Annotated in this window: 14 protein-coding genes; 11 read left to right on the top strand and 3 right to left on the bottom strand. The window is 63.8% G+C overall.

The features are described from left to right. Positions 1-348: 348 nt before the first annotated feature. The 5 genes from V9K91_RS14845 to V9K91_RS14825 all read left to right on the top strand — a co-directional run bounded on the left by V9K91_RS14845 (position 349) and on the right by V9K91_RS14825 (position 6,686). Positions 349-2,760, top strand: a complete 2,412-nt coding sequence (locus V9K91_RS14845; protein WP_068848405.1) for a ribonucleoside-diphosphate reductase subunit alpha — start codon at positions 349-351, stop codon at positions 2,758-2,760. Between the two features lie 193 nt (positions 2,761-2,953). Next, positions 2,954-3,973, top strand: a complete 1,020-nt coding sequence (locus V9K91_RS14840; protein WP_093535153.1) for a ribonucleotide-diphosphate reductase subunit beta — start codon at positions 2,954-2,956, stop codon at positions 3,971-3,973. A gap of 104 nt (positions 3,974-4,077) precedes the next feature. After that, a complete protein-coding gene (locus V9K91_RS14835) occupies positions 4,078-4,491 on the top strand; it encodes an acyl-CoA thioesterase (protein ID WP_068848408.1) in 414 nt (137 codons plus the stop codon). A gap of 48 nt (positions 4,492-4,539) precedes the next feature. Further along, positions 4,540-5,361 (top strand): NAD-dependent protein deacetylase, encoded by an 822-nt coding sequence (locus V9K91_RS14830; protein ID WP_068848410.1) that lies wholly within the window; start codon positions 4,540-4,542, stop codon positions 5,359-5,361. A gap of 215 nt (positions 5,362-5,576) precedes the next feature. Further along, positions 5,577-6,686, top strand: a complete 1,110-nt coding sequence (locus V9K91_RS14825) for an NADH:flavin oxidoreductase/NADH oxidase (protein ID WP_210133021.1) — start codon at positions 5,577-5,579, stop codon at positions 6,684-6,686. 54 nt (positions 6,687-6,740) lie between these two features. On the opposite strand, the gene V9K91_RS14820 is transcribed toward V9K91_RS14825, so the two are convergent. Beyond that, a complete protein-coding gene (locus tag V9K91_RS14820; protein WP_095362527.1) occupies positions 6,741-7,667 on the bottom strand; it encodes a LysR family transcriptional regulator in 927 nt (308 codons plus the stop codon). A 135-nt stretch (positions 7,668-7,802) separates the two neighbouring features. Here V9K91_RS14820 and V9K91_RS14815 point away from each other — a divergent pair, with 135 nt between their 5' ends. From V9K91_RS14815 to V9K91_RS14790, 6 genes are all read left to right on the top strand, one after another. Then, on the top strand, positions 7,803-8,072 hold the full coding sequence (locus V9K91_RS14815; RefSeq protein ID WP_095362528.1) for a DUF2798 domain-containing protein: 270 nt from the start codon (positions 7,803-7,805) through the stop codon (positions 8,070-8,072). Positions 8,073-8,206: 134 nt separating this feature from the next. Then, positions 8,207-8,698 (top strand): hypothetical protein, encoded by a 492-nt coding sequence (locus V9K91_RS14810; RefSeq protein WP_336443650.1) that lies wholly within the window; start codon positions 8,207-8,209, stop codon positions 8,696-8,698. A gap of 4 nt (positions 8,699-8,702) precedes the next feature. Beyond that, the gene (locus V9K91_RS14805) at positions 8,703-9,584 is read left to right on the top strand and encodes a hypothetical protein (protein WP_176472568.1); all 882 of its coding nucleotides are present in this window, start codon (positions 8,703-8,705) and stop codon (positions 9,582-9,584) included. Between the two features lie 53 nt (positions 9,585-9,637). Further along, on the top strand, positions 9,638-10,489 hold the full coding sequence (gene purU, locus V9K91_RS14800) for a formyltetrahydrofolate deformylase (protein ID WP_095362531.1): 852 nt from the start codon (positions 9,638-9,640) through the stop codon (positions 10,487-10,489). 106 nt (positions 10,490-10,595) lie between these two features. Then, positions 10,596-10,982, top strand: coding sequence for a VOC family protein (locus V9K91_RS14795; RefSeq protein WP_093535145.1), 387 nt, complete (start codon positions 10,596-10,598; stop codon positions 10,980-10,982). A 204-nt stretch (positions 10,983-11,186) separates the two neighbouring features. After that, positions 11,187-11,858 (top strand): LysE family translocator, encoded by a 672-nt coding sequence (locus tag V9K91_RS14790; RefSeq protein WP_095362532.1) that lies wholly within the window; start codon positions 11,187-11,189, stop codon positions 11,856-11,858. An 89-nt stretch (positions 11,859-11,947) separates the two neighbouring features. Here V9K91_RS14790 and V9K91_RS14785 read toward each other — a convergent pair whose 3' ends face one another. After that, a complete protein-coding gene (locus V9K91_RS14785) occupies positions 11,948-12,265 on the bottom strand; it encodes a SymE family type I addiction module toxin (RefSeq protein WP_176472569.1) in 318 nt (105 codons plus the stop codon). Between the two features lie 452 nt (positions 12,266-12,717). Beyond that, on the bottom strand, positions 12,718-12,936 hold a 219-nt coding region (locus V9K91_RS14780), incomplete at its 5' end, for a LysR substrate-binding domain-containing protein (protein ID WP_336443651.1).

Raw genomic sequence — 12,936 nt, 5'->3', positions numbered from 1 at the left:
CACCGGATCCTTGCGCCGCAAGGGATTGGCCTGATTCCCTACATTTGGCGTTGACGGCCCCCTACACCCCCACTATCTTGTGGCCGTCGGTCTCTTCGACCACAAGTCGAAGGGTCCAACGGGCCCAACGCCCACCGACAACCGCATGCCGTACAGGGTGCGGTGCTGGTAGCACCAGTCTCCGGGGGGAGATGACCGGTGACGCAAGGGGAATCGTCCGCAGCGCCAGTGCGCCGGTCGCGTCCCATGCGACACCGATAGTCCACCCTGAGCGCTGAGCGCATCGGCCCCACGCCTGCCCCGCAGGCGACCCTGCACCACCCCAAATCACGCCAAGAGGAAAACGCCGTGAGCACCGAAACCAGCGCAGCCACCGACCAGGAAAGCGAATTCCTGTTGACTTCGCCGCCGACCGCGACCGCCATGAGCGTGACCAAGCGCAACGGCACGACCGAACTGGTGGATCTGAACAAGATCGTGCGCGCGGTGCAGCGTTCGGCTGAAGGCCTGCATTCGGTCGACCCGATGCGCGTGGCCACCCGCACCATTTCCGGCCTGTACAACGGCGCCACCACCCAGGAACTGGACGAGCTGTCCATCCGCACCGCTGCCCTGCTGATCGGTGAAGAGCCCGAGTACGGCCGCCTGGCCGCGCGCCTGCTGGCCAACTACATCGCCAAGGAAGTGTCGGGCCAGGAAATCCACGCCTTCTCGCAGTCGGTGGGCCGTGGCCACGAAGTGGGCCTGATCAACGACCGCCTGCTGAACTTCGTGCAGACCAACGCGCGCAAGCTCAACGATGCCATCGACCTCAGCCTCGACCTGAACTTCGACTACTTCGGCCTGCGTACCCTGTACGACCGCTACCTGCTGCGCCATCCGCACACCCGCAAGGTGATCGAGACCCCGCAGCAGTTCTTCCTGCGCATCGCCAGCGCGCTGAGCGAAGACGTGCCGGAAACCCTGGCCCTGTACAAGCGCATGGGCAACCTGGACTACCTGCCGTCCAGCCCGACCCTGTTCAACTCCGGCACCACCCACGAGCAGCTGTCCTCGTGCTTCCTGCTCGATTCGCCGCAGGATTCGCTGGAATCGATCTACTCCAAGTACGGCGACATCGCCCAGCTCTCCAAGTTCAGCGGCGGCATCGGCGTCAGCTACACCCGCGTGCGTTCGCGCGGCTCGCTCATCAAGTCCACCAACGGCCACTCCAACGGCATCGTGCCGTGGCTGAAGACCATGGACTCGTCCGTGGCTGCGGTGAACCAGGGAGGCAAGCGCAAGGGCGCGGCCTGCGTGTACCTGGAAACCTGGCACGCCGACATCGAAGACTTCCTCGAGCTGCGTGACAACACCGGCGACGAATCGCGCCGTGCGCACAACCTCAACCTGGCCAACTGGGTGCCGGACCTGTTCATGAAGCGCGTCGAAGCCGACCAGGAATGGTCGCTGTTCGATCCGCGCGTGGTGCCCGAGTTCACCGACCTGTTCGGAGAAGCCTTCGAGGCCGCCTACCTGCAGGCCGAAGCACAGGGCAAGGCCAACCGCACCATCTCCGCGCGCAAGCTCTACTCGCGCATGATGCGTACCCTGGCCGAAACCGGCAACGGCTGGATGACCTTCAAGGACAAGTGCAACCGCGCCAGCAACCAGACCCTGCGTCCGGGCAACGTGATCCACCTGTCCAACCTGTGCACCGAAATCCTGGAGGTCACCTCCAACGATGAAACCGCCGTGTGCAACCTGGGTTCGATCAACCTGGGCAACCACTTCGACGAGCACAACGAGTTCAACTACGAAAAGCTGGCCGAAACCGTGCGCCTGGCCGTGCGCCAGCTCGACCGCGTGATCGACCTGAACTTCTACCCGATCGAAACCGCCCGCCGCGCCAACATGCGCTGGCGCCCGGTCGGCCTGGGCTGCATGGGCCTGCAGGACGTGTTCTTCCGCAAGCGCCTGCCGTTCGACAGCGCCGAAGCCCGCGCGCTGTCGAAGAAGATTGCCGAGACCATCTACTTCCACGCCCTGGAAACCTCGGTCGAACTGGCCCAGGAACGTGGCAAGCACCCGTCGTTCAACGACACCCGTGCGGCAAGCGGCGAACTGCAGTTCGACGCCTGGAACGTGGTGCCGGAAGACGGCGCGCGCTGGGACGCCCTGCGTGCCCGCATCAAGGAACACGGCCTGCGCAACTCGCTGATCATCGCCATTGCCCCGACCGCGACCATCGCCTCCATCGCCGGCTGCTACGAGTGCGTGGAACCGCAGGTGTCCAACCTGTTCAAGCGCGAAACGCTGTCGGGCGACTTCCTGCAGGTGAACCGCTACCTGGTGAACGAGCTGAAGAAGCTCGGCCACTGGACCCCGGAAATGCGCGACACCATCAAGATGGCCGAAGGCTCCATCCAGGGTATCGCCCAGATCCCGGAAAGCCTGCGCCAGATCTATCGCACCGCGTGGGAACTGCCGATGCGTTCGCTGATCGACATGGCCGCCGACCGTGGCGCGTTCATCGACCAGTCCGCCTCGCTCAACCTGTTCATGGAAAGCCCGAACATCGGCGCGATGTCCTCCATGTACATGTATGCCTGGAAGCAGGGCATCAAGACCACCTACTACCTGCGTTCGCGTCCGGCCACCAAGATCGCCAAGACCACCATCAGCCACACCGCAGCGGCTGCCCCGGAAAAGGTGTTCAGCCCGGAAGAAGCCATCGCCTGCTCGCTGGAAAACCCGGAAGCCTGCGAAGCCTGCCAGTAATCCGCGGGCGCCCACCGCCCCGGTAGCGCCGGCCGTTGGCCGGCCTCGACCAACCGCAGCGCCGGGCTCTGCCCGGCCGCTCCACCGGCCCAATCGCCGGAACATACACCCGGCAGGTGCCGACCGTTGGTCGGCACACACACCCGGTAGGTACCGACCGTTGGTCGGTACACCTCAGAAGGAAAGACCCACCATGGCCGACACCCGCAAGCAGATGCTGCTCGATCCCGGTTTTGAACTGACCCTGCGCCCGATGCGCTACCCGCAGTTCTATGACATGTATCGCAACGCGATCAAGAACACCTGGACCGTGGAAGAAATCAACTTCCAGATCGACATCAGCGACCTGCATACCAAGATGTCGCCGGGCGAGCGCCACCTGATCCACCGCCTGGTTGCCTTCTTCGCCACCGGCGACTCGATCGTGTCCAACAACCTGGTGCTGAACCTGTACCAGCACTTGAACGCGCCCGAAGCACGCATGTACCTGTCGCGCCAGCTGTACGAAGAAGCGCTGCACGTGCAGTTCTACCTGACCCTGCTGGACAACTACCTGCCGGACCCGGAAGAACGCTCGAAGGCGTTCTCGGCAGTGGAGAACATCGACTCGATCAAGAAGAAGGCCGACTTCTGCTTCAAGTGGATCGACTCCATCCAGGGCCTTACCCGCATCGAAACCCGCGACCAGCGTCGCCAGTTCCTGCTCAACCAGATCTGCTTCGCCGCCTGCATCGAAGGCCTGTTCTTCTTCGCTGCGTTCGCCTACGTGTACTACTTCCGTTCGCGTGGCCTGCTCAACGGCCTGGCCTCGGGCACCAACTGGGTGTTCCGCGACGAAAGCGCGCACATGGACTTCGCCTTCGAATGCGTGGACGTCATCCGCGAGGAAGAGCCGGACCTGTTCGACGATGAAATGAAGCGGCAGGTCTACGACATGCTGGCCGAAGCCATCGAATGCGAAGTGCAGTTCGCCGAAGACGTGCTGTCCGGCGGCGTGGCCGGCATTTCCACCCGCGACATGCGCCAGTACCTGCAGCACTGCGCCGACAACCACTTCCACCGCCTCGGCATGGAAAAGAAGTACAACGTGCGCAACCCGCTGCCGTTCATGGAACTGCAGGACGTGCAGGAGCTGACCAACTTCTTCGAACGCCGCCCCTCGGCCTACCAGGTGGGCGTGCAGGGCGAAGTGTCCTTCGACATGTCGTTCTGATCCAAGCGCACCATGCGTACCAGAAAGCCCCGGCACTGCCGGGGCTTTTTGTTTGCGGGCGCTGCCGTATCATCCTCGTCGACCCCATCGCACGGCCCACCGCCATGACCGCCACCCCCGACGTCGTCCCGCCCACTGAAGTGCGCATGGCCGAAATCGTCTTCCCCAACCACACCAACCACATGGGCACCCTGTTCGGTGGCCAGGCATTGGCGTGGATGGACAAGGCCGCGTTCCTGGCCGCCGCGCGCTACTCGCGCCGCACCGTGGTCACGGCCCGCTCCGACCAGGTGGACTTCAAGCTGCCGATCAGCATCGGCCAGATGGTGGAAACCGTGGGCCGCATCGTCGAAGTGGGCCGCAGCTCGATGAAGGTGGAAGTAGAGCTCATCGCCGAAGACCTGCACACCGGCGAGCGCAAGCTGTGCACCCGCGGCCACTTCGTGATGATCGCGCTGGACGAGAACCACAAGCCCACCGCCGTGCCTGCGCTGCCGGCCGATATTGCCGGACCCTGAACGGGCAGGGGCGATTGCGAACCCTCCAATCGCCCCCATCTAGCTGGCATGTCTACCCCACTGGCTGACTTCATCGACCGCGCCCGCCGCCTGTTCGTCCTCACCGGCGCCGGCTGCAGCACCGACTCGGGCATTCCCGATTACCGCGATGCCGACGGCCAGTGGAAGCGCACCCCGCCGGTGAACTACCAGGATTTCATGGGCGAAGCGGCCACCCGCCAGCGCTATTGGGCGCGCAGCCTGCTCGGCTGGCCGCGCTTCGGGCAGGCCCAACCCAACGCCACCCACGCCGCACTGGCCGCGCTGGAAGCGCGCGGAAAGGTTGAAGTGCTGCTCACCCAGAACGTGGACTGCCTGCACCAGCGTGCCGGCAGTGCCGCCGTGATCGACCTGCACGGCCGCCTCGACCAGGTGCGCTGCATGGGCTGCGAAACCCGCAGCAACCGCGAAGCTTTCCAGCAGGCGCTGCTCGCCGCCAACCCCGGCTGGGACCGCCTCGACGCCGCCCAGGCCCCGGATGGCGATGCCGACCTCGAAGGCGTGGATTTCAGCACCTTCAACGTGCCCGCGTGCCCCACCTGCGGCGGCATCCTCAAGCCCGACGTCGTGTTCTTCGGCGAGAACGTACCGCGCGCCCGCGTCGATGCCGTACACGCCCACCTGCAACAGGCAGACGCCGTCCTCGTGGTCGGCTCCTCGCTGATGGTCTATTCCGGCTACCGCTTCGTCCAGGCCGCCGCAAAGGCCGGCCTACCCGTAGCCGCCCTGAACATCGGCCGCACCCGAGCAGACGATCTCCTCACCCTCAAGGTAGAGCAGTCCTGCGCAGAAGCCCTGTCATTCCTCCTGCCAGCCACCGCATCGGCCTGACCCGCGACCGAAACCCGCACGCGCAAACTGCCTGAACGCTTGGCGTGGCCTGCCGCGCCGGCCCCACCGTTCCACCCAAAGATTCCCCTATATGCGCCACTCGTAGAGCGAGGCCATGCCTCGCTAGCCTCACCGTTCCACACATACGGTTGCCCGCAAACCCGCTTCGCGGTGCAATACCACCCCTGTTTCATCTCCCCCCGAGTCGCCCGCCCGTGAGCCAGCTTTTCTCCCCCGTAACCTTCGGACCGCTGACGCTGTCCAACCGCATCGTCATCGCCCCGATGTGCCAGTACTCCTCCACCGACGGCCTGGCCAACGACTGGCACCGCCAGCACCTGGGCATGCTGGCCCAGTCCGGCGCCGGCCTGCTGATCCTCGAAGCCACCGCCGTGCTGCCGGAAGGGCGCATCAGCTACGCCGACCTGGGCCTGTGGGACGACGCCACCGAAGCCGCCCTCACCGACGTGATCGCCTCGGTGAAGCGCTGGTCGCCGATGCCGGTGGGCGTGCAGCTCGCGCATGCCGGTCGCAAGGCCTCCTCCGCACGCCCGTGGGACGGCGGTGGCCCGCTGCCGCCGACCGACCCGAACGGCTGGACCGTGAAAGCTCCCTCGGCGCTGCCGTTCACCGCCAACGGCCCCACGCCCGAAGCGCTGGATGAAGCCGGCATCGACGCCGTGGTGGAAGCCTTCGCCGTGGCCGCCAAGCGCGCCGAGCGCGCCGGCCTGGACCTGATCGAACTGCACGCTGCGCACGGCTACCTGCTGCACCAGTTCCTCTCCCCGCTCAGCAACAAGCGCCAGGACGAGTACGGCGGCTCGCTGGAAAACCGCATGCGCCTGCTGATCCGCGTGTTCGACGCCGTGCGCGCGGCGGTCTCCGACCGCATCAGCGTGGGCGTGCGCATTTCCGCCAGCGACTGGGTCGACGGCGGCTGGGACATCGAACAGAGCACCACCCTCGCGCAGATCCTCGATCTGTGCGGCTGCCAGTTCCTGCACGTCTCCAGCGGCGGTCTCGACGCACGCCAGAAGATCGCCCTCGAGCCCGGCTACCAGGTACCGTTCGCCGCCGCGATCAAGGCAGCCAAGGTGCGCATGCCGGTCATCGCCGTCGGCCTGATCACCGATCCGGCCCAGGCCGAATCGATCCTGCGCCACAACCACGCCGACGCCGTCGCACTGGCCCGCGGCATCCTCTACGAACCGCGCTGGCCGTGGCACGCCGCCGCCGCCCTCGGCGACTCCATCACCCCCGCCCCACAGTACCTGCGCTGCGAACCGCGCGAAGCCCGCGGCGTCTTCACCGCACCCACCGCGTAACGTACTGGCGATGGAACCGGTAGCGCACGACCGTTGGTCGTGCGCCGCCTGATCTCACGCAACATCCACCCGCCACGCGGCCGGCAACCCCTCCACCACGTGCTGCATCAACGCCCGCACCTTGGGCGTCAAATCCCTTCGATCACTCACACACAAAAACAACCGCATCGGCTCCGGCGACGTCCGCGCCCCATCGCCCGACGCAAACAACACCTGCAACTCCCCCCGCGCCAACCAAGGCGCCGCCACGAACGCCGCCAACCGCGCGATGCCCCCGCCTGCGGCCGCCATCGCCGCCAACGCATCAATGTCATCCGACACCAGCGCCGGCCGCATCTCCGCCTCGAAGCGGATCCCATCGCGCACGAATCCCCACGGCAGCAACCGACCATCCACCGGGTAGCGGAACACCAAACAACGGTGCTCGCGCAGCTCCTCCGGTGTGGCCGGCACTCCCGCCTGTGCCAGGTAAGAAGGCGCCGCACACACCTGGAACGGCACCTGCGCAATCGCCCGCGCCACCAAGCCTTCCACCAGCTGCGGCTCGATCCGGAAACTCACATCCACATCTTCATGCGCGTGGTCCACGTTGCGATCGGCCAGCAGCAGCTCGATCGACAACCGTGGATAGCGCGCCTGCAGCGCCGGCAGCATCGGCGCCAGCACATGCCGGCCAAACGCGGAGGTGCTGGCAATGCGCAGGCGCCCATGCGGTGTGGCTTCGGGATCGGTCACCGCCGCCTGCGCGCGTTGCAGGTCGCGCTCGATATGCCGCACCTCGGCCAGGTACAGCGCGCCGCGCTCGGTCAGCGCCAACGTGCGCGTGGTGCGGTTGAACAGGCGCACGCCCAGATGCGTCTCCAGCCGCGCGATGTTCTGGCCCACCGCCGCCGGGCTGATCCCCAGCGTGCGCGCCGCCGCCGCGAGGCTGCCGGCATCGGCGGTGCGGATGAAACTGCGGATTGACTGCAGAATGTTCATGCTGGCGCCAATTCTGGCCGGTCATTGCAAAGAATTACTTTATAAAGAGCCAACGCCCGGCGGTCTACCCGCGCCTGGCCCCGCTGACTATCGTGCCGGTCCCGCAACCGCTGGTTGCCGCCCACTGGACCCCTGATGTCGCAACAAGCTCAAACCCTGGCCACTGCCCGCTGGAAGCTCGGCGCCCGGGCCACCCCGTACGTCTTTGCCTTCTTCATGGCCTCCATCATGGCCATGCTGATGTGCCTGGTAATCACCGCCGCCAACGCCGGCATCAACGCCGATTTTCCCATGCGCGTACTCGGCGCCTACCAGCTCGCCATGCCCACCGCGTTCTGCTGCGTGCTGCTGGTGCGGCCGGTGGTGATGCGGCTGGTGGCGTTGACGGTGCATCCGGCGCGCTGACGGTTGATGAAAACATTCGAAATCCAGGTTTCGATTGATTCTTCACACACCAGTACGCCCAACACAGATTTGCGTTTGCGTTGGCCGCACATTCGGTCTGCGGCAACAACGCCGCAGACCTGAGGGATGTTGATATGAACTACAAGAACGTAGCCTTCCTGTGTCTTACTCTCTTTAGTGCAAACGCATACGCAAACTGCCCGGGTACGTCCCCGATAGACAGGCAGCTGAGCCTTGCGGAAGAGTCAGCGGCTCCCATCCAAAGCGAGGCTGGTCTACTGGACTACCTCAACGCCATGCCGCAGAACTCCCCCCTCCGGGCGTTCAGTAATGATGCGATGGCAAGCTTCGTCGCATCTCTCCGATTCAACGAGAAGGGCCTGACCAGCTTCTCAACCATCGAAATGGAGCGCGAACTGACGTTGGGCCAAGCCTACGACGTGCTATCCCTGCTGGGCGCGCAACGCTCAGCCCGCCGCCTCCCTATCCCGATTCAGGGAGAGCGGGACTCGGAAATCATGAAGATGCTGAGTCCTCGCTGTGAGGACCATCATTACAGCTATCAGTGCGTAGGTACTGGCACCTGCAAAACGTCGGCCAGTTCCATCTGCACCCCAAAGTGCTGACCGCGTGCAGGCTCTTCTGCTGATGACAGTGCTGTTGTCGGCCTTGCCAAAGTCCGATAGCAGCACTTCTACGCTTTACGATACGGTGCGGGACATCGAGAGTAGGCCGGAAACAGATGATGACCGCCTACGGATCATGCGTCATGCCTATGACGAAGGCATACCTCCCGCACTGAGAAGCTTGGAATGCGACTCCATACCCATCGATAGGCGGGAGGATCTGTTCCTTGCGACGCATCTGGTCGTAGTCCACAGGCCGGATGCTTTACTTGTCGATCGCCTCATCTGCCTCCATGACGCAATCGTGGCGACGAACAACGCGCGTCCATACCATCACCACAGGGTGCATGGGGTGTTGGTGGCGTCCAGGCGTTTCAGCGCGGCCAATCAGCTCCGCAGCAAATTTGGTATCTCGGTTTCCGAGCTTCCAGCCCTGGAGCTGGCAGGTGGTACCGGACCGCGCCGCCTGCTTCTCAGCGAAGATGGCGTCACGGACGTACCTTGGCCCAACCAGGAAGGGTGGCAGATCGTGGCGGTAGTACATCCGCACTGCGCGCCTTCCCAGCGGGCGATGTCGAAAGTGATGGACGGCAGCACGTGGTCGTGGATGCTACCCATGCTGACATTGCTGGTCCCCGCAGGCTCTGCATGGGAGGAGGGCGAGATGCGCAAATGGAACGCGCACTACCCAACCCACCCGATGGCAGCAGAGGTGCCTGGACGTACGCCGAAGGGTGTGGCAACCAACGAGACGCCGGTGTTTCATCTACTACAGAATGGCCGGGTCATTGATACCCTTCGCGGAATGCCGGAGGATGGTGAAGTCCTGGAGGCTTGGCGGAGCCGAGTGGTTGAAGAGCCGATGGAGCGACGACGATCTCCATAGTTACATCTGATAACACCATTTCGCCTCGGAAGCCGCTGGCATAGACTTCATCCATGCGCCCTGATTCCATCCTCACCCTCTCATGCCCGGACCGTACCGGCATCGTTTACCGCGTTTCCGGCCTGCTGTTCGAGCAGGGCTGCAACATTTTGGATGCGCAGCAGTTCGGCGATGACGAAAGCGGCCGGTTCTTCCTGCGCGTGCATTTCGACCGCGACCCGCGCCAGCCCATCGACACCATCCAGACCCGTATGACCGGGCTGGCCACCGACTTCAAGATGGACTGGCAGCTGCACGACGCCCGCCGCCGTGCGCGCCTGCTGGTGCTGGTGAGCAAGCAGGGGCACTGCCTCAACGACCTGCTGTTCCGCGCGCACAGCCGCCAGCTGCAGGTGGACATCGCCGCAGTGGCCTCCAACCACGAAGACTTCGGCCCCCTGGCCGGTTCCTACGGCATTCCGTTCCACCACCTGCCGGTGAATGCAGACAACCGGGAAGTGCAGGAACAACAGATCATCGATCTGGTCGAACGCGAACAGATCGACCTGGTAGTGCTGGCGCGCTACATGCAGATCCTCTCACCGCGCCTGTGCCAGGCACTGGCCGGCCGCGCGATCAACATCCACCACAGCTTCCTGCCAAGCTTCAAGGGCGCGCAGCCGTACCACCAGGCCCACGCGCGCGGCGTAAAGATCATCGGCGCAACGGCCCACTACGTCACCTCCGATCTCGACGAAGGCCCGATCATCGAACAGGACGTGGCACGGGTGGACCACGCCATGACGCCCCGCGATCTCGTCCGCCTCGGCAGCGACACCGAATCGCAGGTACTGGCGCGTGCCGTACGCAGGCACGTAGAGCACCGCATCATCCTCAACGGGCACCGCACCGTTGTATTCAGGTAACCGATGGGGCGGCTCCTCCTGCTGGGCGCCTTTCGGCTGCAAGGCGCCACAACGCGCAATGTGCATACGGCTACGATAAAGCCACCGCCCAACTGCGACCGCCCCCATGATCGACCACCTGGATCACCTCGTGCTGACCACATCCGCAGAAGAGGCCACTACCCACTTCTACGTCAACGTCTTGGGGATGACCCTGGAAACGTTCGGAGCGGGCAGAAAGGCCTTCCGGTTTGGCAACCAGAAGATCAATCTGCACATAAAGGGGCATGAGGTTGAACCCAAGGCGCACCTACCTGTGCCGGGCTCCCTGGACCTCTGCTTCATTGCCGCAGTACCGTTGGATCAGGTCATCCAGAAGCTAGGCAGCAACTCCGTGAAGATCGAACAGGGCCCCGTCGAGCGCACCGGTGCATTGGGCAAGATCCGATCTGTGTATGTCCGGGACCCCGAACTCAACCTGATAGAGATCTCCGAGTACCTCCCTGCGAACTAGCCGGTCGGTTCTGAGCCAGACTACAGGTCCCAGGTACTGGGCCGCGCCGTACGCAGGCATGCTTGACGGACACCGCGCCGCAGTCTTCTGATAGCGACCCCCGCAGTCGCAAGAGACTCGGTAGCGCCGGCCGTTGGCCGGCCTTCACGATACCGGCAGAAAACCGTGCGGTAGTGCCGGCCCCCAGGCGGCACCGCACGGAGAATGGAGCGCCACCGCACCACCACGGAGTCAAAAGTGTTCGCACCCTACTGGGCAGAATTCCTAAGCTTGGCCATAGTCCACCTGCTTGCAGTAATAGCCCCAGGCCCAGACTTCGCAGTAGCCGTCCGCCAAAGCGTCCGCTTTGGCCGAAAAGCAGGCATCTACACCTCGCTAGGAATAGGGGCAGGCATCTCGGTCCATGTCCTCTATACCCTCATCGGCGTAGGGGCACTACTGCACACAACCCCCTGGCTGATGACCGCAGCCAAGTGGCTGGGCGCGGCCTACATCTTCTACCTCGGTATCAAGTTCCTCCGCAGCAAGCCCAGCACGGGCGGCGAGCCGACCACCGATGCGCCGAGCGACGCCGTGCAGCAGACCCCCAGACAAGCCTTCGTCATCGGCTTCATGACCAACGCCACCAACCCCAAGGCGACCCTGTTCTTCCTGGCTGTGTTCACCACACTGGTCAGCGCAAAGACACCGCTCCCCGTGCAGATGCTCTACGGCCTGTGGATGTGCATGGTCAACGCAGCGTGGTTCGTCCTGGTCAGCGTAGCCCTCTCCACAGCAGCCGTACGCCAACGCTTCATGCGCGCCAGCCACTGGTTCGAACGGGTGATGGGCGTGCTGCTGATCGGGTTTGCGCTGCGACTGGTGTTCACGGCGTAACACGAACTCGGCCGAGGGTAGGGCGGAGACACACCGGCGTGTCTCCAATGCCTCAACTACAGCCGGACTCCAGACGTGCGAGCCCCCAGCTACTCGCTCAACGCGTCCGGACGGCTCTTCTTCGGCTTGTGCTTCTGATACCGGTACGGCAACGGCACCGGCGTCTCATCCAGCGTCAACGTAACGCGCCCGGGTGTCACTTCTACAAACACACGATGACCGGTCTTGAACCCCAACCGCTCCAACCACACTCCGCACAGCGACAGGTAGGGAATGGACAGGTCCGGCGGCAGGATGTTGCCGGCAGGGTGCCGCAGGGCGGAAATGCGTAGGCTCTTGGGCTGATACCAGCCGATGCCAACCTGCTGGCTGGGATCGTTGCATGAATCCATCTTTGAACTGCGCATGCGTCTACTCCATCGGAAGTACTCCCTTGTCGGCGACAAGGGAGTCGGGAGGTTGATATCCGTTAGACCATCGGCGTGACTTATTTCCCAAGGGGGTGTTGTATTCGCCACCCTCCCGACGCAGAACTTCATGCTTTCATGGGTCTAACAAGGGGATATCAAGCCCCGAATCCAGACGATGCACAGCTGCTCAAATAAAGAGAAGTTGATGCTTACCCAGCATACCGGCATGTTCGATTTACTTGATCAATGGTGTGACGCAAGTGAGCCGAAATTCTGGCGTCAGCTGGTGATTGCTGGAACGAACGTCCCAGAATCAGTGGCATACTCTCGTGCCAAGCGCTCCTGTTCACTGGCCTCACCGCACCAGAAGAGGAGTCGTAAGCAACCCGGGGTGCGCTGAACATTGCTACGCAGTGCAGGCGCGACCCACATACACAGCCGCTGCCTTTCTACGCATACTCATCCCTCTTCAACCAAGCGACCAGCGCAGAAAAAGCAGGTGAGGGCTGCCGGCGGTTAGGGTAGTAAAGATGGTAGCCGGGGAAGGGGACGCACCACTTGTCCAGCACAGCCACCAACCTGCCCTGCGCGATGTGCTCGGCTACCATCGGTTCCGGGGCGTAGGCCAAGCCCAGTCCGTCCAGTGCGGCATTGATGACGTGGGTCAT

This window comes from Stenotrophomonas sp. CCNWLW57 (assembly GCF_037203925.1).
Lineage (GTDB): Bacteria > Pseudomonadota > Gammaproteobacteria > Xanthomonadales > Xanthomonadaceae > Stenotrophomonas > Stenotrophomonas rhizophila_A.
This window is presented reverse-complemented; position numbering and strand designations above follow the sequence as displayed.

What these genes read in the sequence shown, in the direction of transcription:
- V9K91_RS14840 (WP_093535153.1), top strand. Translation starts at nt 2,954, where the DNA reads ATGGCCGACACCCGCAAGCAGATGCTGCTCGATCCCGGTTTTGAACTG.
- V9K91_RS14835 (WP_068848408.1), top strand. Translation starts at nt 4,078, where the DNA reads ATGACCGCCACCCCCGACGTCGTCCCGCCCACTGAAGTGCGCATGGCC.
- V9K91_RS14830 (WP_068848410.1), top strand. Translation starts at nt 4,540, where the DNA reads ATGTCTACCCCACTGGCTGACTTCATCGACCGCGCCCGCCGCCTGTTC.
- V9K91_RS14820 (WP_095362527.1), bottom strand. Translation starts at nt 7,667, where the DNA reads ATGAACATTCTGCAGTCAATCCGCAGTTTCATCCGCACCGCCGATGCC.
- V9K91_RS14815 (WP_095362528.1), top strand. Translation starts at nt 7,803, where the DNA reads ATGTCGCAACAAGCTCAAACCCTGGCCACTGCCCGCTGGAAGCTCGGC.
- V9K91_RS14810 (WP_336443650.1), top strand. Translation starts at nt 8,207, where the DNA reads ATGAACTACAAGAACGTAGCCTTCCTGTGTCTTACTCTCTTTAGTGCA.
- purU (WP_095362531.1), top strand. Translation starts at nt 9,638, where the DNA reads ATGCGCCCTGATTCCATCCTCACCCTCTCATGCCCGGACCGTACCGGC.
- V9K91_RS14795 (WP_093535145.1), top strand. Translation starts at nt 10,596, where the DNA reads ATGATCGACCACCTGGATCACCTCGTGCTGACCACATCCGCAGAAGAG.
- V9K91_RS14790 (WP_095362532.1), top strand. Translation starts at nt 11,187, where the DNA reads ATGGAGCGCCACCGCACCACCACGGAGTCAAAAGTGTTCGCACCCTAC.
- V9K91_RS14785 (WP_176472569.1), bottom strand. Translation starts at nt 12,265, where the DNA reads ATGCGCAGTTCAAAGATGGATTCATGCAACGATCCCAGCCAGCAGGTT.